Origin of the sequence: Daejeonella sp., assembly GCF_030684675.1 — a bacterium.
GTDB lineage: Bacteria > Bacteroidota > Bacteroidia > Sphingobacteriales > Sphingobacteriaceae > Daejeonella.
The window spans coordinates 47,607-68,360 of sequence record NZ_JAUXXZ010000033.1 but is presented as its reverse complement, the minus strand read 5'-3'; the positions used below and the strand labels follow the sequence as shown (position 1 = coordinate 68,360).

Sequence of the window (20,754 nt, the reverse complement as noted above, 5' to 3'; positions counted from 1 at the left end):
ATTCGGTGATGAATACTATTTTTGCAATGATAGATAATAATATGCGCTCAAAATTAATCAAAAATATAGCATTGATAAGATTCATTAACGTTTTACTGGCAGTCCTTATTTCCTCAGGTCAATTTACTTCTGCTAATTCTGTAAGTGATACTCCATATCGGATAAAGACTATTGTTGTTGATGCCGGGCATGGTGGCCATGACGGTGCAACTAAAGGTCTTTTTTCCAGGGAAAAAGATGTTGCCCTTCAGGTAGCACTTCGTTTGGGTAAAGCAATTGAAGACAATATAAAAGACGTTAAAGTAATATATACGCGTACTACCGATGTTTTTGTTCCTCTTTATGAACGAATCGGTATAGCAAATCGAAACAAAGCAGATTTGTTCATTTCTATTCACTGTAACTCAATGCCAATAAAAAAAGTGATCAGCGGATACCGTAAGGACAGCCGTGGTCGCCGTATTCCTATTTATAAGACAGTGCAAAGTACATCTACAAAGGGTGTAGAAACTTTTGTTTCAGGGTTTGGCCGTCTGGATGAGCAGGATGTTGTTATGCGTGAAAATGAATCCATTCTTCTCGAGAAAGATTATAAGGACAATTATGAAGGTTATGACCCGAAAGATCCGGAAAGTATAATTCTATTATCTTTGATGAAAAATGCTTTCAGAGAGCAAAGTATAAAATTGGCATCTTTTATGCAGGATGAGTATATTCTGAGTGGTAGAATTGACAGGGGGGTTAAGGAGCAAAGTCTGGCTGTATTGGCCAAGGCTGGAATGCCGGCAGTTCTAACAGAAATTGGTTTTGTTTCAAATCCTGAGGAGGAAGAATACATAAATTCTGAATTAGGACAAAATGAAATTGTTGCAAACTTATTGAAAGCAATTCAGACGTATAAAAAACAAGCTGAGCTTGAATAATCGATATTTTGAAATCAGGTACATTCAAATGATGGTCATCTGAATATTATTACATATCCTGGTAAGATTTGAGCCGGATAAAACAATAAAAGATTAATGAAAATTACAAACGAAACCAAAGTAGGTGTATTGGCAGCGGTAGCCATAACCGTATTAATTGTAGGTTATAGCTTCCTGAAAGGCAATGATGTATTTTCACGTGAGAATGAATTTTATGCCATTTACACCCGTGTTGACGGTTTGACAGTATCAAAGCCTGTGTTGGTAAATGGATACCAGATTGGTCGGGTTTCAAATTTGACGCTGCAGCCTGACGGGAGAATACTAGTTCAATTTAAAGTCAACCCGGAATACGCAATCCCAAAAAATACTATAGCGAAATTAGAGAGTACTGATCTTCTTGGAGGAAAAGTAATTGTTTTTGAACTTGGGAGCGGTAGTGATTTTGCCGCAGATGGAGATACGCTAAACGCCAATGTCAAAAGGGATTTAATGGATCAGGTTGAACCAGTACAGAAAAAAGCTGAACAGATCATTGCCAGAATGGATTCGGTATTAACTTCAGTTAACAATACTCTAAATCCGGAATTTCAAAGGAATTTTGACCGGAGTTTTGCAAGTATCGCCAGGACACTGGAAACATTAGAGAAAACCACACGTACGGTAGATGGTCTGGTAACCAATCAGAGTTCGAAAATATCCGGCATTATGACTAATCTTGAATCTATTTCTTCCAACTTCAAGAGCAACAACGAAAGCATTACTAAAATTGTTACTAATTTTGAAAGGATTTCAGATGATGTTGCCAAGGCTAATTTCGCCCAAACTATCACTGAAGCAAATAAAGCAGTTGCTGATCTTCAGACAGTTATAAATAAAGTAAATTCAGGAAACGGTACATTAGGTCAGTTAATCAATGATGAGCGGATGTATAATAATCTGAACAATGCCGCTGCAAATCTGGATAAATTAATGATCGACCTGAAAGCAAACCCGAAACGCTATGTGAGTTTTTCAGTTTTCGGAGGAAAGAAAGATTAAATAGAAATTAAATTTGAAAGGTTTGTCCTTCAACTGCGAGTAAAGTTTCAGGAAATACGCTTTTAGCTTCTTCCAGTATAGGTTCCAGTTCGCGATAACGTGCTGAAAAATGACCGACAAGAAGTTTTTTTACATTTGCTTTTAACGCAATTTTACCGGCCTGAAGTGCCGTTGTATGAAATGTTTCCTCTGCCCTCTCTAGCATATCATTCATAAAAGTTGCTTCGTGATATAGCATATCTACATTGGAAATATATTCCAAATATTTCCAGCTGCAAATTGTATCAGAGCAATAAGCATAGGTTTTAGGCTGATCAGCTTCAGTAGTTAATTCTTCTGCTGAATGTACTTTACCCTTCTTGTCAGTAAAATTTTGGCCTTTTTTAATCAGTGCTATCATATCTGAGGGTATCGACAGATCCTCGATCTTTGATTTGATCATTTTTCTTAGCCTTTGCTTTTCAGTAAATAAAAATCCGGTACATGGTATCCGATGATCTAATGGAAAGCTGTCTACTACTACATCATAACTTTCAAATATTCTGTATCTATTATTATCGGCGGTTGGCTTGAAGTTTATTGGATATCTGAGTGTTGTCTGAGAATGTTTGAATTGCAGATCAATGATTTCCTTTAATTCAGCAGGTCCAAAAATATCCATTGGCTTAGTACGCCCGTTTAAATGCAGGGACGACAAAAGACCCACCAGGCCAAGGTAATGGTCACCATGTAAATGGCTGATAAAAATCTGGTCTATTCTATTTGCCTTAAGACCGAAGTTTAGTAATTGATTTTGTGTGGCTTCTCCGCAATCAATGAGAATATACTTCTCATTAACATTTAATAATTGGGCTGATGGATTCCGATTGAATATCGGTGTGGAAGAACTGCTGCCCAAAATAGTGACTTCAAATTTCATGAGCAGTTTTATTGATCGTATTCTTTCAGTTCCTTTTTAATTCCTTTTCAATCTCCTCCATAAAAATAAGATCAATACCTTCATCTACAGATCCAACGATATTCAGAATATTCTCAAGCTGAGAAATAGCAATTAATCTGGAAATATTTTCATTGATTCCTGTCAGAATAAAAATACCATCTGAGTTTTTACAAATTCTATGTCCAACCAGCAAACTGCTCAAACCGGAAGAATCTGAGTATTTGACATTTGAAAGATCCAGAATGATATTTCTCTGACCTTCGGTGTTACTTAGAATAAGCTCAGATTTAAGCTGAGGTGAGATTAAACTGTTTAATTTATTCTCATTCAGTTTGATTAAAACGTATTTTTCGTGTTTATCGACAGTGAATTTCATAATCTTAAAGTTAATTAAACAATAGCTATTTACAATAAATAATTAACTCAATCGCTTAATGGCTTCAATTATGTTGTTCTCAACTCTTTTAAGCGCATTTGAATGATCGTGTTTAATGAATTTATCGCCGGTAATTTGTTCGTATAGTTCAATATATCTATCCGAGATAGATTTAACAAACTCAGGTGTCATTTTTGGGATTAATTGATCTTCTTTACCTTGAAAACCATTATCAATCAGCCATTTACGCACAAACTCCTTTGATAACTGCTTTTGCTGTTCATTGTTTTTCTGACGTTCTTCGTAACCTTCCCTATAAAAATAACGTGAAGAATCTGGAGTATGGATTTCATCGATGAGATGAATTTTACCACCCGACTTACCAAATTCGTATTTTGTATCAACGAGTATTAATCCCTGGTCTGAAGCCATTTCGGTTCCTCTCTGGAACAATGCACGGGTATATTTTTCAAGTTGAATATAGTCCTCCTCAGATACAATATTTCTACTCAGAATTTCTTCTCTAGAAATATCTTCATCATGTCCTACTGAAGCTTTGGTAGTGGGCGTAATAATTGGTGCAGGTAATTTATCATTTTCTTTAAGTCCTTCCGGAAGACTAACCCCGCAAACAGAACGCTTACCTGATTGGTATTCACGCCATGCATGCCCGGCAAGATAACCTCTTATAACCATTTCCACTTTAAATGGATCACATATTTTCCCAATTGTTACATTGGGATCGGGTACATCAAGCACCCAGTTGGGAACAATATCCTGAGTAGCAGTCAGGAATTTAGCTGCAATTTGATTTAGAACCTGGCCTTTAAAAGGAATAGGTTCAGGAAGTACTACATCGAATGCTGAAATCCTGTCGGTAACAACCATTACCAGGAACTTATCTTCGATTGTATAAACATCACGGACTTTTCCTTTATAAAATTTGCTTTGACCAGGCAAATTAAAGTGTGTTTCTTTGATAGCACTCATTTAGGTAGCTTATTTGATTTGATTTGATTGTAAAGGTCTGAAAATAGAACTAAGCCAGGAAAATTATTATTGGATATCTCCGTAGGCTCTCAGAATGTTTTTAACAAGTTTATGCCTTACCACATCATCTCCGTTAAGATAAATAATTTCTATACCCTTGATCTCTCCAAGAATCCTCAATGCTGTATTAAGACCAGATTGCTGTTTTCTGGGTAAATCAATCTGAGTTACGTCACCTGTGACTATGAATTTGGCAGTTGGGCCCATACGGGTCAAGAACATTTTTAATTGAAGATCAGTTGCATTTTGAGCTTCATCCAGAATCACAAAGCAATTATCCAGTGTCCGACCGCGCATAAATGCGAGAGGGGCGATCTCAATAGTCCTGTTTTCGAGAAAAACTTTTAGTTTATCGGCAGGAATCATATCGTCAAGTGCATCATAAAGCGGACGCAGATAAGGATCAATTTTTTCCTTTAGGTCTCCGGGAAGAAAACCAAGGTTCTCCCCTGCTTCAACTGCAGGTCTTGTTAATATAATACGCTTTATCTCCTTGTTTTTAAGTGCTCTAACAGCTAATGCAACTGCAGTATATGTTTTCCCGGTTCCAGCTGGTCCGATTGCAAAAATGATGTCATTTTTATTGATACTACCAACCATCTTACGCTGATTAGCAGTTCTTGCTTTAACCACAATGCCATTCGGACCAAAGACAATAGCCTCAGCACCAGCACCGCTTTTTGCTGCTGCATTCTCTGAATCTGAAATGACCTGAATACTGGTTCCTAAAAGCTGTTCAAGATTGCTCACAGTAAGGGTTTGGAATTTATCAACATGATTAATTATCTCCTGGAACTTTTGTGAAAAAAGATTCAACTCCCTGTCGTCACCAAGTACTTTGACCTCATTGCCTCTTGCTACAATTTTTATTTTAGGGAAATGCTTTTTGAATATTTCAAAATATTCATTATTTGCTCCCCATATAACAACAGGGTCAATATTTTCGATGCTCAGATTCAGTTCGTTCAAGTTGTGCTTATTTTTAGTACAGAGAGTGATTATTTGAGATTAAAATTCAATATTTGTACCGTTATTATCTATCGCAAGAATAACAATAAATATTCACATTTTAAATGGCAATAATTACTTTAACTACCGATTTAGGGTATAAAGATTTTTATCAGGCTGCTCTTAAAGGAAGTATACTTAGCCAGTTTGCGACAGCCAATATTGTGGATATCAGTCATGACATTTCAGCCTTTAATATTCCTCAGGCTGCGTTCATATTAAAGAATTCATTTCACTATTTTCCAAAGGGAACAGTACACCTGATTGGTATAGATTCGGTATTTAACGAAAAGACAAAATATCTTGCTTTAAAGTATCGGGATCATTATTTTGTAGGTTCTGACAATGGTATTTTTTCATTACTGTTCGATGAGGAGCCTTCAGAAATTGTGGAACTAAATATTATGCAGGATCTAAAGTACCTGCATTTTCCACTTTCTGATATTTTTCCAAAAGCGGCAAGTCACCTGGCAAAAGGCGGCAAATTGCAGGATATTGGAATCCCGGTATCAGGTGTAGAAGAAAAGATGACGCTCCAACCCGTAATCGAAAGGGATATCATTCGGGGAAGTGTGATTTATATCGACTCTTTTCAAAATATTATTACCAATATCACTAAGGAAGTATTTACCAGGGTTCAACAGAATCGTGGTTTTACGCTTTATTTTAAAAGAAATGAGTCAATCACTCAACTAAGCTGGCACTATAACGAAGTTCCGGAAGGTGAAAAGCTTTGTCTTTTTGGGATAAGTAACCATCTTGAAATAGCTATCAACAAGGGAAATGCCAGCGGCTTGCTAGGGCTGAATCTGAATGATATTGTCAGAATCGAATTCAAATCATGATTACCAGAGTAGTTAAAATGACTTTTAAGCCTGAAAGCGTACAGGGTTTTAAAGAGATTTTCTATGCTTCCCAAAAGCTAATACGTGCGTTTGAGGGATGTAATCGGGTTGATTTAATGAGGGATCTGAATAATGAATGTGTATTTTTCACGTTGAGTTTCTGGAATAGTGAGGAGGATCTGAATGCATACAGACAATCCTATTTGTTTAAGAACACCTGGTCTAAAGTAAAACCTCTGTTTTCTGAAAAAGCAGAAGCCTGGAGTTTGATTTCCAGTTAATATTAATCATTATGAAGCTTATTTGGTTCATCACAATTATTCTGACTTTCGGAATTACTCCGGTTTCAGCTCAGAGTGATAGTTCAGCGTATGAAACACAACGAAAAAAAATTAATCAACTTCTTGACGAGCGAAGCAGCAGATTTGGGCAATATGAAAGCAGTCTGGGAAAACGAAGCGGAATATTCGGGTTAAAAACCAAGAAGGATATGCAGTTTTCAAATGACATCCTTCGGCAAATAGTATTGACAGACAACGATATTTTTTCTGAACTCAAGATACTCCTTGACTATAAGGATTTTGAAAAGCAACAGGTTGAGACAAGGGCAGAAACAGTTGAGGGACGCATTGATAGATTTCAAACCACAATTACAGGTCTTCAACATGAAAATGAAAAATTAAGGGCCGAGGCAGAGAAAAATATTGCCGATTATGAAAAGCAAACTATTTATTTGCTAATACTTATTATCTCACTATTTGTGTCAATATGGTATATATTCAAACTGAAAAAATTACCTAAGATTGATATGCACGGCAAAAATAATGCTTAAATAAAGCTAATTTTGCGAATCCTCTTTAAGGAGGAATTACTACTACGAAAAGATGGCACGTGCTCGATTAAACAGCGGAAACGCTCAGGCTGAAGAACTCCCCAAGGCAAAAATCAACAAAGAAAGTATTAAGCAGGTAATGAGATTATTAAGTTATCTCAAACCTTATCGAACAAAATTTTTTCTCGGATTAGCATGTCTGATACTTTCGAGTGCCAGTTCATTTTTGTTTCCACTATTAATGGGAAGATTGATTGGCACCGGTGCCCAGGCAGAACAGGGCGGAAAGATGGTTCCAAATGAGATTCTGGATGTTTTCCCAACTGATATTAACACAGTAGCCCTTACCCTATTGGCAGTATTGTTTATTCAGGCGATCTTTTCATATTTCAGGATCAATTGGTTTGTTGAAGTGGCAGAAAAAGGTCTTGCGGATATTCGCCGGGATACCTATCATAGGCTCATCACGCTACCCATGAATTTTTTCTCTCAGAGGCGAGTTGGAGAGTTGAATAGTCGCCTTTCATCTGATCTTTCTCAAATACAAGACGCTATAACTACCACTCTGGCTGAAATGATCAGGCAAATTATCATTTTTATCGGCGGAATTACTTTTCTGATTCTGGTTTCCGGTAAACTGACGCTTATGCTTTTAGCGGTACTCCCAATCCTGGTAGTAATTGCAGTTACCTTTGGGAAGTTTATCAGGAAAATTTCGAGGCAGGCGCAGGATAAACTGGCTGAGTCAAATACTATCGTCGAAGAAACACTACAGGGTATTTCTAATGTAAAGGCATTTGTAAATGAATCCTTTGAAGTAGGCAGATATAATAAAAGTGTACGAGAGGTTGTTAAGATCGCTATGCGTGGGGCAAAATTCAGGGGTATATTTGCTTCATTTATAGTTTTTTGTCTGTTTGGGACCATTGTTTCAGTGGTTTGGTATGGGTCTCACCTGGTTCAGACTGGTGAAATCAGCATCGCAAGTATGTTTACCTTTATCTTGCTTTCAACTTTTGTAGGAGCAGCGATGGGAAGTTTCCCAGAATTGTATGCTACAATGCAAAAGGCCTTTGGAGCAAGTGAGCGGGTTTTGGAAATACTTGCCGAAGAGAATGAACCTATTTCAATGGATCAGGAGAAAAATGCTATTCATCAAAGGATACATGGAAATCTGGATTTTCAAAATGTTGTATTCTCCTATCCTTCCAGGAAAGAAATTACCGTTTTAAACGGAGTATCATTTGAAGCAAAAAAAGGAGAAAAAGTAGCCATCATTGGGCCCAGCGGTGCAGGAAAATCTACTATTGCAGGCTTAATCCTGCGTTTTTATGAAACTCAATCGGGTTCATTATTGTTTGATGGTATTCCATCGACTGAATTTTCGCTGACTGATATTCGGAATCAGGTTGCAATTGTTCCTCAGGATGTCTTATTATTTGGTGGTACCATTCGTGAAAACATTGCTTATGGCCGATTAAATGCGAGTGAAGAAGATATACTGATGGCTGCAAGGCGTGCAAATGCGCATGAATTTATTAGCGGATTTCCTGAAAGATACGATACACTAGTTGGTGAACGAGGGGTTAAACTTTCTGGCGGACAACGTCAGCGAATAGCAATAGCACGTGCCCTATTAAAAGATCCGGTATTATTAATACTGGATGAAGCTACTTCATCACTTGATTCAGAATCTGAACGTCTGGTACAGGAAGCCCTTGAAGAATTAATGAAGAATCGAACTTCGATTATAATTGCTCACAGGCTTTCAACTATTCGCGAAGCTGATAAAATTATAGTTCTGGAGAAGGGCAAAGTTATTGAGAGTGGAAAGCATTCTGAATTGATGAAAAATGAAGGGGGACTATATCGTTACCTTAGTCAGTTGCAACTTGAGATTCATGAACCCGAAGAAAAAATTGATATTTAATCTGCAATCTATTTTTAAAGAGCGAGCCTTTTAGACATTTATGAAATTAACTATATGGGGTGCTGCCCGGCAGGTAACGGGAAGTATGCATCTGCTTCAAACAAACAACTATAATATTCTTGTAGATTGCGGTTTGGATTATGAAAAGGATACCTGGCTTGAGGAGAATGAGGCTTTCCCATTCTCTCCTACTGATATTGATCTTGTTATTCTCACTCATGCACATATTGATCATTCCGGCAATTTGCCAACCCTGATCCGTTTTGGCTTTGAGGGACAAATTTTATGTACACCAGCTACTGCCGACCTCACGGAGTTACTCTTGTTAGATTCGGTAAATATTTTTCTGAGTAAACAGCGAAAAAAACGCAGAGGGAAACGTGGGTTTTCTGAAGGGCCAAAGCCCCTTTATCTTCAGAAACATGTAATGGAGACTGTGGATCGTTTTGTGACTATTGGATTTAATAAATCCTTTCGAATCAATGGGCAAATAAGTCTCACTTTTATTCCGGTTGGCCATCTTTTAGGTGCTGCGGCAGCTGTATTAAGTATTGAAGAGCATGGGAATACGAAAACCATTGCTTTTAGCGGTGATATCGGCAGAAAGAATTATCCGGTTTTACAAGACCCGGAATCCCTTCCGGAAGTGGATTATCTGGTTTGTGAATCAACATACGGGGGGCGTAATCATAAATCTACACAAACGGTCGAAGAATTATTGACAGAAACCGTTAATGAAGCTTGTATTAAATCCTCCGGAAGACTAATTATACCAGCTTTCAGTGTTGGAAGAACCCAGGCTCTGGTATATTCCTTAAACAGAATATTTAGTAAAGGGCTCCTTCCACGAATAAAGGTATTTGTAGACAGTCCGCTTGCCGGTTATGCCACCGATATTTTCAGAAAACATCATGCATTGCTAAATGATGAGGCACAGGATTTTTATAATCAGCTTGGGGATGAGTTTGAATTTGAAAACCTCGACTATATTCAGGATATGAATGCCAGCAAGGCCATATCCAATTATTATGAACCATGTATTATTATTTCTTCTGCCGGCATGCTCGAAGGAGGTCGTATTCAGGATCATTTATATTACAATATTTCAAATTATTACTGCACAATACTTTTTATTGGTTATTGCGCCAAAGGAACACTAGGTCATCGGCTATTGCGTGGTGACCCTGTTATTAATCTAAGACACCGTGAACTATCAGTATTTGCAACTATTAAACAAACCGATCTTTTCAGCGGGCATGGAGACCATACAGATTTAGTCAATTTCGTTAAACAACAAAATCCTGGGCAAGTTAAAAAGGTATTCCTGGTACATGGAGAAATTAACGCAATGGAAGCTTTGAAAGAGGCCTTAAGTGAAGAAAATTATGCTGTAGTTATCGCTGAAAAAGGAGAAACTTATCAGCTGGATTAAAGTATTAGTTGATTTGATGTATCAGTAGACCTACATCAAATTTAGGTTCAAACCAGGTTGATTTAGGTGGCATTACCTCACCTTCGTCAGCAACCCTGATCAATTGTTGAATGCTTGTTGGGAATAATGTAAATGCAAGTGCAAACTCATTCTGATCAACCTTACTGATCAGATCATTAATTGGTAATGGGCCTGGCATAAAATCAATAGCAGGATCGGTACGAGGGTCTGAGATGCCTAGTATCCTTGAAAATATGTACTCCTGGAGTATACTGACATTTAGGTCTTCTACAGGGCTTTTGCAATTTAATTCATGTTTAAATTCCAACAGAAACCATTTTTCATCCAGATACAAGCCAAATGAATGCATCACTGTTGGTACCACAACATTGTCAGAAATAATGATATTAAAATCTAGTTTCAGTTTTTCCAGAAATCCGGATACCGAAAGACCCTTCAAATCTTTAACCATGCGGTTAAATCCATAGATCTTTAGTTGATCTGTACTCATATAAACCGAAGTAAAGAAATTATACTCTTCATCTCCCCTATGCTTCAGATTCAATTTTCTTCGCTGTATTCCATATAATGAGGCGGCTGCAGCTCTGTGATGTCCATCAGCAATATAGGATGAAGGAAGGCTTGTGAATGCCTTAATTACAGACGTAATGATTGCTTTCTGATCAATAATCCATAATTTATGTTCAGAATTTTCTTTAGTATAGATAATATCCGGTTCATTAAGGATTGTCTGACTTAAAATCCTTTCAATTTCAGGTACAGACTTATAGGTAATTAATACCGGATTGGCATCAATACCTGTTTGCTGTAAATAATCAATCAATGATTGTTCCCTGTCGGCTCTGGTGAGTTCATGCTTTCGAACCACATTATTCAAGTAATCATCTATTGAAGTAGTTGTCCAGATACCGGTTTGAGAATAGCCTTCACGATTGATTTGATAGACATAAATTGAGGGTTCAGGATCTTTTACCAGAATCCCTTCATCTAAGAATTCCTCGAAATTTTCGTTGATCTTTTTAAAAGCAAGTTCATTTCTGGAGCCTAATAAGAAAAAGTTGTCCAGCTTTGGAACAAGCATATTCACATAGGAATATGGATTTTCCTGCCGGATAAGCTTTGCTTCACTAAGACTTAAATTCTCCAGTTTAAGCACAACCTGTCCAGCAAAGTTTTTACCCGGATGTATTCCTCTGAAAGGCTTGATTTTTGGCATTCAATTTATATTATCAGATACTTCAAACCCGATTTTGGCTCTTTTCAGACTGTTTTAAAAAAATCAATGATAAGGTTTGCCAGTTCCGTGCCAATCCGCTCCTGAGCTTCATTTGTAGAAGCACCAATATGCGGGGTCAAAGAAACTTTAGGATGAGTTAAAAGATCCTGACGAGGCGTTGGTTCATTGTCAAATACATCTAAACCTGCAAATGCCACCTTCCCCGAATTTAAAGCCTCAATAAGTGCATCTTCATCAATTGTACCACCACGTGAACAGTTAACTACACCTACCCCATTTTTCATGGATTCAAACTGCTCTTTGCCTAAAACAGGTTTTTCAGAAAATGGAACATGAAGACTGATAAAATCAGACTCCTTAATTAGTTGCTCAACTGTTACAACTTTAATCGGGCAGTTTACCCTAATATTAGTTCCAATTACAACTTCCAGCTCATTTGGTACATCAAAAAGATCATAGGCAAGAACTTCCATTCCGAGGCCCAGGGCTACTTTGGCAGTTTCACGACCGATCCGGCCAAATCCTATGATTCCAATCTTCTTTCCGCGAAGTTCAATTCCTTTGGCATAGGCCTTTTTAAGATCGTTGAATTTAGTATTTCCTTCAACCGGCATTTTACGGTTTGAATCCTGAAGAAAACGAATTCCTGTAAATAAATGGGCAAAAACAAGTTCAGCAACGGAAAGAGAAGATGCTGCAGGAGTATTTACAACAGCAAGTCCTTTACTTCTGGCATAATCAACATCAATATTGTCCATTCCAACTCCACCACGGCCAATGAGTTTAATGTTTGGGCAAGCATCAATCAATTCCTTTCTAACCTTTGTTGCACTACGAACCGTTATGCCATCATAATTTTTTAAGCCTTCAGAAAGCTGATCCTGTGGGATATGCGTAGTATCTACCTGAAATCCTGCTTTTTCTAATAATTCTTTACCTATTGGGTCAATGCCATCGTTGGCGAGTATACGAAACATAAAATCTATAATTTATAAGATGCTTATTCTTTTAATATTGAAATTGAACGTAAACTGCCCATCAGAATACATATCAAAGTTTTAGCGATGCTTTTCGGCGAAATCCTGCATGGCATCAATCAGTACATGAACACTTGTTATCGGTAAACCATTATACATTGAAGCACGGAAACCACCCACACTTCTATGCCCCTTAATTCCGATGATGTCGCGATCTTCAGCAAACTTCAGGAAAGGTTTTTCAAGTTCAGGGTTTTCCATGACGAAGCAGACATTCATTCTTGAACGGTCTTCTGGTCTGCATGTTCCCTTAAATAAAGGATTACGGTCAATTTCCTTGTAAAGTGCCACTGATTTAGAAATGTTTTCTTTCTCAATTTCAGCAACTCCTCCCTTGGATTTTAGCCAGCGAAGATTTAACATAGAAACATATATCGCGAATACAGGTGGAGTATTATACATTGATCCACCTTCGATTTGAACTTTGTAATCAAGCATAGATGGAATTTTGCGGTCAACCTTACCTAAAATGCTATCCTTAACAATTGCTACTGTAACACCTGCAGGTCCCATATTTTTCTGCGCACCGGCATAGATCAAATCGAAGTCTGATACGTTTATAACCCTGCTTAAAATATCAGAAGACATATCACAAACTACAGGAACATTTGTTTTTGGAACTTCAAGTAATTCAGTACCATAAATGGTGTTGTTTGAGGTAAAATGGAAATATGCTGAATCCTCTGGAATCTCGATATCCTTCGGTATATAAGAATAATTCTGGTCTTTGGATGATGCCACAACATTCACATTTCCGAAAATCTTTGCTTCTTTAAGCGCTTTTGAAGCCCATACTCCTGTATCGAGGTATGCAGCTGTTTGACTTTCACCAAGCAGGTTCATTGGAACCATTGAAAATTGTAAACTGGCCCCTCCCTGTAACAAAACAACCGAATAACCCTCAGGTACATTTAATAGTTCTTTAATTAAACGGACGGTTTCATCAACAACAGCCTCAAACTCCGGTGTGCGGTGAGATATCTCTAAGATTGATAAACCGGTACCGTTAAATTCAAGGACTGCCTGTGAGGCTTGCTTAAAAACTTCCTGAGGCAGGATGCAGGGACCTGCACCAAAATTGTGTATCATAATCTATAAATTTATTGCCCAAAAATAAGACAATAATTTGAGACACGGGAGGATTTTAAACCCTTATTGATAATTGATTTCAATACTTTACTTACTTTTCAGTTTGGCAATAACTCTAAAATTAAGTTTTCTGAAGGTCAGGTAGTTAGGCACAGCATATTGATTTGCATTTTTGTCGTTTAACCAAAGATATGATGCCGTGTTTTTGAAATTTAAAAGATTAAAAAGTTCAGCATGGAGACTTAAGGATTGAAAATATTTTTTCACAAAGACTGGTGCCCTCTTACTCTCCGGATCAGCCAAATCTTTTGAAAATCCAATGTCAACACGCTTATAAGCCGGTATTTTAAATAAGTCGGTGTATCTATTCGGACCAGGAGGACCAACAGGAAGTGAAGAAGAATAGATCAGATTAAGGTGGACCTTGTATGTAGGATTTTGCATAAGCCTATCCTGAAACATCATTCCAATATTAAATAACTGATCGGATGGTCGTTTTAAATAGCCCGGATAAATTGTGAACTGCTTTCCGGTATTGTCAATGGTCTGATAAGAGTCATTTTTAATATCCTCCTTTGTTTGCATAACGGAAAACCTGAAAGTTGTTAAAAGGTCTCCGGCAAAATTTCCGCTCAGGCTGAAGTCCGCACCAGTAGAATAACCTTTAGCAGTACTTTCAGAAAGATATCTGATCTTAAGATCTTCTATCTTATAAGGCGTAATCCTGCTTAATATTTTGTAATAGAGTTCAGAGCTGAACTTCAGTCTTGTACCCAAACCGTTAAAATCGTATTCAGTACCTGCTATGATATGATAAGATCGCTGGGCGCGTGCGTCAGGATTAATACTGCCGTTATATCTTTTAATCTCTCTGTAAAATGGTGACTGAGAATAGGCGCCAACTGAAAAACGGAAAAGAAAATTGTCATCATAACCTGGTGAATACATCAATGAAACACGAGGGCTGATCAGGTTTTCTTTGGAATAAGAATTATAGTTAGCCCTGATGCCAGCTGCCATTGTCAGGTTATGCCTTAAATTGAACGTATTTTGAATAAATCCGCTTATTCGTCCAATTTCCTGCATGTGCTGCTGCTTTATGATCTCCGAATAATTCCATCTTAAGGAAGTACGGAGCGAATATCCTGTGGTGTCTATTCCATTAAATTCATTAATTCTGTCCTTTATTCTGTCTGCCTGAAAACGAATACCCATTTCAATAAATGAGTTCCGTACCTGTTTATACATTCTTAATTCGGTATTCAGGATCATTGTATTCAAAAAATTATCTCTGTAGGCTAGATTGGATCCTCTTCCAAGAAGGGAGCCAACATTTTTTGGATCTAGGCCTCCATTTTTTTCATTGAAAGCGTACCAACCCAGTAGATCTTTATTCTCTTGTTCGTTGATACTTGAAAATGAACTGATCCATTTGAAATTTAAAGAGTTCGAGGCATTATAAGCCAGAGTTAGCGCAGCCATAAGAGATTCATAGTTACTGCTTTCCTCTCCATCATAATTAACATTGAGCCTCAATACCTCGTCGGATGTTCCAAATTCAGTCAGTCGCCTGTTAGGACTGATGTTCAAATCCCCCTTATTGTAATTTCCAAAAACAGATAAATTCAATTTCGAGCCCAGATCATGCCTGAATAAAAACTGATAATCAGAGAAGCCTGAGATATAATCCCCTTCAAGATTTTGTGTTCCCAATAAGCTTTGATTTTTCTTATTTCTGACCCCTGCAAGAATATAACTATTCTTAAATGGAACCTTTAGGGTGGCTGAACTCGAAAGGAAACCAATTTGAGCCTCCAGAGATAATGAATCAGGTTTACTATACCTGACATCCAGAATTGAGGACATTTTATCTCCATATCTGGCTTCAAAACCACCAGCAGAAAATCTGGTACTACTTGCCAGATCCGGATTGATAAAACCCAAGCCTTCCTGCTGACCAGAATAGATTTGCATGGGCCTGTAAATTTCTATATCATTTAAATAGATCAGGTTTTCATCGAAATTTCCTCCCCGTACCGAATACTGGGAACTCAATTCATTATTTCCGGAAACCCCGGGCATACTTTTTAGAAAACTTTCAAAACTACCCGAAGTCTGAGGATAGACATTAAATGCTGCTGCATCGATAGTTTTTAAATTACTGGCATTATATCTTTCAGTTATATGAACCTCATCAAGTGCTTGTATATCAGATATTAATACAATATTTTGAATATTTTCTCTGTCTGCGATCAGACCAAGATCCAATTGCAGATCTTTATAGCCAAGACGGCTGAATAAGAGTGTTGCTGAAACCGGGACTTTGCTCAGGTAATACTCCCCTTCCCTGTTAGTTTGGGTAATTAAGCGGGTACTTTTTACCTGCACAGTTACACCACTGAGTAATTCTCCTTTTTCAGATGTGATTATACCCTTAATACTGCCAAAATCCTGGGCATAAAGCGATTGAGGAATAAAAAACAAGATAAAAATGGAAAATATAAAAAGTGAAAGAGAATGATTCCATCCCCTATTCGATGTGATAGTGAAGAACTTGGCTGATGATAGATTTTCTTGCTTCACATTAACATGATAGTCATGAACCTATTAATTCAGGATTAAGATTTTTAAGTCTGGAGATCTCTGAAATCGGATCAGCGGCAGAAAATACAGCATTACCAGCCACCAGCACATCAGCCCCTGCCTGAATTAACTTCAGGGCATTCTGATTAGAAACCCCGCCATCAATTTCAATTAATAAGCCATCGTTTCTTCCCGATGCCATTGCACGGAGTGTACGTATCTTTTTGTAGGTATTCTCGATAAATTTTTGTCCGCCAAAACCAGGATTAACCGACATCAGACAAACCAGATCAATATCTTCAATGATATCTTCAAGTAATGCTACAGGGGTATGCGGATTGACTGCTACTCCTGCCCGGCAGCCCAAATCTTTAATTGCATGAAGGGTTCTGTGTAAATGGGTACAGGCTTCAATATGGACTGTAATATTTTCTGCTCCTGCCTGTTTAAATTCCTGAAGATAACGATCAGGGTCAACAATCATTAAATGTACATCCAATGGTTTGCTTGCATGCTTCTGAATAGCCTTTAAGACAGGGAATCCAAAAGAAATATTTGGAACAAATACACCATCCATTATATCGATATGAAACCAATCAGCCTGACTACGATTAATCATTTTAATATCATTCTGCAGGTTTGCAAAATCAGCAGATAAAACGGAAGGGGCTATCAGATGTTTCATATTACAAAATTACAAATTGTATTGCAATATTCAGTTTTAATGGCAGCTATATGATTATTGTATAGAGCCTTCATCCTCAATGATTTTCTTAATTCGTTCAAGCTCTATCAGATCCAACTGGTCTTTAGGTCTATTAGCTGCCTTTTTTGTTAAAATTAATGCATTTAGATGCAGAAATGGTATTTCAACTCCATAGATAGTTGCAATTGATGCTGATTTTAGTAATGAATCAAAGTTTGAATTTTCCAGGCCTTTAACTGAAGTCATTATATCAAGTCTAAGCCCATTATCAAGGTGAAAGTATGTCCAGCCGGGAATAAACTGCATATCAGGTAATGTTTTAAAGTCCCCCATTCCATATTCATGGAATACTTTTCTTAAAACTTCTTTATTTGCTTTAGTATCTTCAATCCACAGGTCAATATCTTCTGTAGTTCGCTGATAGCCATGGAGGTTCGTCGCAACACCACCTATCATAATATATTTTAGTTGAAACTGACCTGCAATTTTCCAAAAACGAAGCAGCTCTTCGTCGAACACATCCATAATAAATTAATGGGAAGGTTTATGCTTTATCTGAGCCTGTCTGAACATGATATTCATCTTCATAAGCTTGGTCATGGTATGAAACCGCTCCGTATATGATCTTTTCAAGGCTGTTTTAAGTAAATCAAGTTCAGCTTTTTCATAATCTGATGAAGGTTCCTGAATAATATGTTTTTCTTGCTTTTTCATATTCTGCATGAGCAATTTAAGAAAAAAAAGGTAGTAAATAACAAAACCTGTCAATGCTGAAGCATGACAGGTTTTGAAAGTATAAAATTCTAAGAATTATTCAGCTGCAGGTTTTGTATCCTCAGGACGCGGAGGCCTTGGCAATAAAGCTTTACGTGAAAGTTTTAATTTACCCTGCTTATCCACTTCAAGAAGTTTAACCTGAACGATATCTCCTACATTCAATACACCGTCCATTGTTTCATAACGCTTCCAGTCAATCTCTGAAATATGTAACAATCCGTCTTTACCCGGCATAATCTCAACAAATGCGCCAAAAGGCATAATTGTTTTCACTTTACCTTCGTAAATTTCGCCTACTTCAGGTTTTGAAGCGATGGCTTTGATACGGCTAACAGCTTTATCGATGGCTTCTTTATTATCAGCAAAGATTTGAACGATACCCAAGTTGTCTTTCTCTTCAATAGCGATGGTTGCACCGGTTTCACGTTGCATTTCCTGAATGATCTTACCACCAGGGCCGATTACCGCACCAATGAATTCCTTATCAATCTTCAGTGTAACAATACGTGGAGCATGTGGCTTATAATCCTCACGTGGAGCGGCAATTGTCTTCTTCATCTCATTTAAGATATGAAGACGGGCTTCATTCGCCTGTTTTAAAGCAGCAGTCAATACTTCCCACTTTAATCCATTGATTTTTAAGTCCATCTGACAAGCAACAATACCTTTTTCGGTACCGGTTACTTTAAAGTCCATATCTCCCAAATGATCCTCATCACCCAGAATATCTGTCAAAATAGCGTATTTGCCTGTTTTTTCATCAGAGATCAATCCCATTGCAATACCTGAAACGGGTGATTTGATCTTAATACCGGCGTCCATCAGTGCAAGTGTACCTGCACAAACTGTAGCCATAGAAGATGAACCATTTGATTCCAGAATATCTGAAACAATACGGATAGTGTAAGGATTATCATCACCAGGTAATACCTTTTTTAGAGAACGCATTGCAAGATTACCGTGTCCTATTTCACGACGACCGGTACCACGATTCGGACGAGCCTCACCTGTAGAGAAAGCCGGGAAGTTATAGTGTAATAAGAATTTCTGGTAACCGTTAAAGAAAGCACCATCAATCAGTTGCTCATCAGATTTAGCACCCAGGGTTACTGTTGTAAGTGATTGTGTTTCGCCACGAGTGAAAATAGAAGAACCGTGAGCAGTTGGTAAATAACCAACTTCAGACCAAATTGGACGTACAGTGCGTGAATCACGGCCATCTAAACGAATTCCTTCATCTAAAATCAGGTTACGGATTGCATCATATTGTACATCATGGAAGTATTTTTTTGAAAGGGATATCGTGATATCTTCAAGTCCTTCACCTAATTCAAGTATAAAATCATTGATTACTTCAGAAAATTTATCGCTGCGCTCGTGCTTAGAAGATTTTGATTTGGCAATGGCATATACTTTATCATAGGTTGCTGCATAAACCTTTTTCTTAAGATCAAGATCATGAGTTTCATGGCTATAAACACGTTTTTCAGTTTTACCAACCAAAATAGCGAGTTCTTTTTGTGCCTGAACCTGAATAATAATTGCTTTATGAGCAAATTCGATTGCTTCTACCATTTCCTCTTCAGAAATTTCATCTCCTTCACCTTCAACCATTACGATATCATGCTCTGTACCGGCAACCAAAAGATCCATAGTGGCACGTTCAAGGTCGCTCAGATAAGGATTGATAATTAGTTTACCATCAATTTTAGCAACACGAACTTCAGAGATAGGACCGTTAAACGGGATATCAGAAACAGCGATTGCTGCTGATGCTGCAAGACCTGCAAGGCAATCAGGCATAATATTTTTGTCGGCAGAGATCAAAGAAATCATCACCTGCACGTCTGCATGATAATCTTCAGGGAACATCGGACGTAATGCACGATCTACCAGACGCGAAATAAGTACTTCATAATCGGATAATCTGGCCTCACGACGTAAAAATCCACCCGGGATACGTCCTGTAGAAGCATATTTCTCCTGATAATCAACAGATAATGGTAAAAAATCAGTCCCCGGTTTTGCACCTACTGTTGATACCACAGTAGCCAGAAGCATGGTATCACCCATTCTTACAACAACAGATCCATCAGCTTGTTTAGCCAGTTTCCCAGTTTCGATTTCGATCATACGGCCATCGCCAAGATCGAATGTTTTTTTAATTGCGTTATAACTCATTTGTTTTAATGGCGATGTACTTTTCCTCTTTTGAGCACATCTTCTTTTATATTGATTTTATTTTTTACAAAGTAAAAAAGCCATCCTTCAAATAAGAGGATGGCTTCGCAAATTTTTGCTAAGATTATTTTATAATATCTCTTAACTCTAATGCTTTGATAATTGCACGATACCGATTGATATCTTTTTTGTAAAGATATGCAAGTAAGGCACGGCGTTTACCTACTAATTTCTGAAGAGATAGTTGTGTAGAAAAATCCTTCTTGTTTTGTTTCAAATGCCCGGTTAAATGAGCAATACGAGCGGTAAATAATGCTACCTGTCCTTCTGCAGAACCGGTGTCTGTTGCACCTTTTCCGTGTTTGGCAAAAATGTCTGCCTTGTACTCTGTACTTAAATACATTACCTGAATAATATTAAAGCGGTTTATAATTATTTTAATTGGATGCAAAGATATGGTAATGAAAGTTCAATTGCAAATAAGTATGTGATTCAGTTATCAGTTGTCTGTTATCTGTTGTCAGTTGTGTGATATATTGGTTCATTGAAAATTAGGTATCAAAGATTGGATTTTCATGATCTGGTTCTAAATTTATTAATGACTAATAACCTGAGTTCGAATATAAGGCAGGGAAAAAATACTTTATAATTGGTCAGATAAGGCTCTGGAACCACAATTATTAGATTTTGGAAAGCAATACCTGTGTGTTATAGGTTAGTTCAGCCCTTTCCTCCGGAGTATTTCC

At 37.5% G+C, this 20,754-nt stretch carries 20 protein-coding genes; 7 read left to right on the top strand and 13 right to left on the bottom strand.

The window, feature by feature from the left end; all coding sequences use genetic code 11:
- Positions 1-8 precede the first annotated feature (8 nt).
- Together Q8M41_RS06840 and Q8M41_RS06835 are read left to right on the top strand one after the other, a co-directional pair.
- Entirely contained in the window at positions 9-923 is a 915-nt protein-coding gene (locus tag Q8M41_RS06840) for an N-acetylmuramoyl-L-alanine amidase (protein ID WP_305364501.1), read from the top strand.
- Between the two features lie 96 nt (positions 924-1,019).
- The gene (locus tag Q8M41_RS06835; RefSeq protein ID WP_305364500.1) at positions 1,020-1,964 is read left to right on the top strand and encodes an MlaD family protein; all 945 of its coding nucleotides are present in this window, start codon (positions 1,020-1,022) and stop codon (positions 1,962-1,964) included.
- Positions 1,965-1,971: 7 nt separating this feature from the next.
- Here Q8M41_RS06835 and Q8M41_RS06830 read toward each other — a convergent pair whose 3' ends face one another.
- From Q8M41_RS06830 to Q8M41_RS06815, 4 genes are all read right to left on the bottom strand, one after another.
- Positions 1,972-2,883 (bottom strand): ribonuclease Z, encoded by a 912-nt coding sequence (locus Q8M41_RS06830; RefSeq protein WP_305364499.1) that lies wholly within the window; start codon positions 2,881-2,883, stop codon positions 1,972-1,974.
- A gap of 25 nt (positions 2,884-2,908) precedes the next feature.
- On the bottom strand, positions 2,909-3,280 hold the full coding sequence (locus Q8M41_RS06825; RefSeq protein ID WP_305364498.1) for an STAS domain-containing protein: 372 nt from the start codon (positions 3,278-3,280) through the stop codon (positions 2,909-2,911).
- Between the two features lie 42 nt (positions 3,281-3,322).
- Positions 3,323-4,270, bottom strand: a complete 948-nt coding sequence (locus Q8M41_RS06820; protein WP_305364497.1) for a phosphoribosylaminoimidazolesuccinocarboxamide synthase — start codon at positions 4,268-4,270, stop codon at positions 3,323-3,325.
- Positions 4,271-4,336: 66 nt separating this feature from the next.
- Complete coding sequence (locus Q8M41_RS06815) at positions 4,337-5,299, bottom strand: PhoH family protein (RefSeq protein ID WP_305364496.1); 963 nt, start codon at positions 5,297-5,299, stop codon at positions 4,337-4,339.
- A gap of 104 nt (positions 5,300-5,403) precedes the next feature.
- Between Q8M41_RS06815 and Q8M41_RS06810 the strand changes: the two genes are divergently transcribed.
- Genes Q8M41_RS06810 through Q8M41_RS06790 form a run of 5 tightly spaced genes read left to right on the top strand, consistent with a single transcriptional unit; the run spans position 5,404 to position 10,377 of the window.
- Positions 5,404-6,183: an S-adenosyl-l-methionine hydroxide adenosyltransferase family protein gene (locus tag Q8M41_RS06810; protein WP_305364495.1), complete on the top strand. Its 780-nt coding sequence runs from the start codon at positions 5,404-5,406 to the stop codon at positions 6,181-6,183.
- A complete protein-coding gene (locus Q8M41_RS06805) occupies positions 6,180-6,464 on the top strand; it encodes a putative quinol monooxygenase (protein ID WP_305364494.1) in 285 nt (94 codons plus the stop codon). Before Q8M41_RS06810 ends, Q8M41_RS06805 begins: the two co-directional genes overlap by 4 nt.
- 11 nt (positions 6,465-6,475) lie before the next feature.
- A complete protein-coding gene (locus tag Q8M41_RS06800) occupies positions 6,476-7,015 on the top strand; it encodes a hypothetical protein (RefSeq protein WP_305364493.1) in 540 nt (179 codons plus the stop codon).
- A 52-nt stretch (positions 7,016-7,067) separates the two neighbouring features.
- Complete coding sequence (locus Q8M41_RS06795; protein ID WP_305364492.1) at positions 7,068-8,945, top strand: ABC transporter ATP-binding protein; 1,878 nt, start codon at positions 7,068-7,070, stop codon at positions 8,943-8,945.
- Between the two features lie 40 nt (positions 8,946-8,985).
- Complete coding sequence (locus Q8M41_RS06790) at positions 8,986-10,377, top strand: MBL fold metallo-hydrolase (RefSeq protein ID WP_305364491.1); 1,392 nt, start codon at positions 8,986-8,988, stop codon at positions 10,375-10,377.
- A 4-nt stretch (positions 10,378-10,381) separates the two neighbouring features.
- On the opposite strand, the gene Q8M41_RS06785 is transcribed toward Q8M41_RS06790, so the two are convergent.
- The 9 genes from Q8M41_RS06785 to rpsO all read right to left on the bottom strand — a co-directional run bounded on the left by Q8M41_RS06785 (position 10,382) and on the right by rpsO (position 20,411).
- Positions 10,382-11,614 carry a DUF1015 domain-containing protein gene (locus Q8M41_RS06785; protein ID WP_305364490.1) on the bottom strand — a complete coding sequence of 411 codons (1,233 nt, stop codon included), beginning with the start codon at positions 11,612-11,614 and terminating at the stop codon, positions 10,382-10,384.
- Between the two features lie 44 nt (positions 11,615-11,658).
- Complete coding sequence (locus Q8M41_RS06780; protein WP_305364489.1) at positions 11,659-12,612, bottom strand: D-2-hydroxyacid dehydrogenase; 954 nt, start codon at positions 12,610-12,612, stop codon at positions 11,659-11,661.
- Positions 12,613-12,693: 81 nt separating this feature from the next.
- Positions 12,694-13,761 (bottom strand): 3-phosphoserine/phosphohydroxythreonine transaminase, encoded by a 1,068-nt coding sequence (serC, locus tag Q8M41_RS06775; RefSeq protein ID WP_305364488.1) that lies wholly within the window; start codon positions 13,759-13,761, stop codon positions 12,694-12,696.
- 87 nt (positions 13,762-13,848) lie between these two features.
- The gene (locus Q8M41_RS06770; RefSeq protein ID WP_305364487.1) at positions 13,849-16,245 is read right to left on the bottom strand and encodes a TonB-dependent receptor; all 2,397 of its coding nucleotides are present in this window, start codon (positions 16,243-16,245) and stop codon (positions 13,849-13,851) included.
- A gap of 112 nt (positions 16,246-16,357) precedes the next feature.
- Positions 16,358-17,029: a ribulose-phosphate 3-epimerase gene (rpe, locus tag Q8M41_RS06765; RefSeq protein WP_305364486.1), complete on the bottom strand. Its 672-nt coding sequence runs from the start codon at positions 17,027-17,029 to the stop codon at positions 16,358-16,360.
- 54 nt (positions 17,030-17,083) lie between these two features.
- Positions 17,084-17,575 (bottom strand): nucleotidyltransferase, encoded by a 492-nt coding sequence (locus Q8M41_RS06760; RefSeq protein WP_305364485.1) that lies wholly within the window; start codon positions 17,573-17,575, stop codon positions 17,084-17,086.
- A 6-nt stretch (positions 17,576-17,581) separates the two neighbouring features.
- On the bottom strand, positions 17,582-17,764 hold the full coding sequence (locus tag Q8M41_RS06755) for a hypothetical protein (RefSeq protein ID WP_305364484.1): 183 nt from the start codon (positions 17,762-17,764) through the stop codon (positions 17,582-17,584).
- 96 nt (positions 17,765-17,860) lie between these two features.
- Positions 17,861-20,008, bottom strand: a complete 2,148-nt coding sequence (gene pnp / locus Q8M41_RS06750; RefSeq protein ID WP_305364483.1) for a polyribonucleotide nucleotidyltransferase — start codon at positions 20,006-20,008, stop codon at positions 17,861-17,863.
- 124 nt (positions 20,009-20,132) lie between these two features.
- On the bottom strand, positions 20,133-20,411 hold the full coding sequence (gene rpsO / locus Q8M41_RS06745) for a 30S ribosomal protein S15 (RefSeq protein WP_305364482.1): 279 nt from the start codon (positions 20,409-20,411) through the stop codon (positions 20,133-20,135).
- Between the last annotated feature and the right edge of the window lie 343 nt (positions 20,412-20,754).

Bases quoted from the DNA above. Each gene is read 5' to 3' on its own strand.
- Q8M41_RS06755 (WP_305364484.1), bottom strand. From the start codon at position 17,764: ATGAAAAAGCAAGAAAAACATATTATTCAGGAACCTTCATCAGATTAT.
- serC (WP_305364488.1), bottom strand. From the start codon at position 13,761: ATGATACACAATTTTGGTGCAGGTCCCTGCATCCTGCCTCAGGAAGTT.
- pnp (WP_305364483.1), bottom strand. From the start codon at position 20,008: ATGAGTTATAACGCAATTAAAAAAACATTCGATCTTGGCGATGGCCGT.
- Q8M41_RS06830 (WP_305364499.1), bottom strand. From the start codon at position 2,883: ATGAAATTTGAAGTCACTATTTTGGGCAGCAGTTCTTCCACACCGATA.
- rpe (WP_305364486.1), bottom strand. From the start codon at position 17,029: ATGAAACATCTGATAGCCCCTTCCGTTTTATCTGCTGATTTTGCAAAC.
- Q8M41_RS06805 (WP_305364494.1), top strand. From the start codon at position 6,180: ATGATTACCAGAGTAGTTAAAATGACTTTTAAGCCTGAAAGCGTACAG.
- Q8M41_RS06840 (WP_305364501.1), top strand. From the start codon at position 9: ATGAATACTATTTTTGCAATGATAGATAATAATATGCGCTCAAAATTA.
- Q8M41_RS06835 (WP_305364500.1), top strand. From the start codon at position 1,020: ATGAAAATTACAAACGAAACCAAAGTAGGTGTATTGGCAGCGGTAGCC.
- Q8M41_RS06785 (WP_305364490.1), bottom strand. From the start codon at position 11,614: ATGCCAAAAATCAAGCCTTTCAGAGGAATACATCCGGGTAAAAACTTT.
- Q8M41_RS06820 (WP_305364497.1), bottom strand. From the start codon at position 4,270: ATGAGTGCTATCAAAGAAACACACTTTAATTTGCCTGGTCAAAGCAAA.
- Q8M41_RS06800 (WP_305364493.1), top strand. From the start codon at position 6,476: ATGAAGCTTATTTGGTTCATCACAATTATTCTGACTTTCGGAATTACT.
- Q8M41_RS06760 (WP_305364485.1), bottom strand. From the start codon at position 17,575: ATGGATGTGTTCGACGAAGAGCTGCTTCGTTTTTGGAAAATTGCAGGT.
- Q8M41_RS06795 (WP_305364492.1), top strand. From the start codon at position 7,068: ATGGCACGTGCTCGATTAAACAGCGGAAACGCTCAGGCTGAAGAACTC.
- Q8M41_RS06810 (WP_305364495.1), top strand. From the start codon at position 5,404: ATGGCAATAATTACTTTAACTACCGATTTAGGGTATAAAGATTTTTAT.
- rpsO (WP_305364482.1), bottom strand. From the start codon at position 20,411: ATGTATTTAAGTACAGAGTACAAGGCAGACATTTTTGCCAAACACGGA.
- Q8M41_RS06790 (WP_305364491.1), top strand. From the start codon at position 8,986: ATGAAATTAACTATATGGGGTGCTGCCCGGCAGGTAACGGGAAGTATG.
- Q8M41_RS06780 (WP_305364489.1), bottom strand. From the start codon at position 12,612: ATGTTTCGTATACTCGCCAACGATGGCATTGACCCAATAGGTAAAGAA.
- Q8M41_RS06825 (WP_305364498.1), bottom strand. From the start codon at position 3,280: ATGAAATTCACTGTCGATAAACACGAAAAATACGTTTTAATCAAACTG.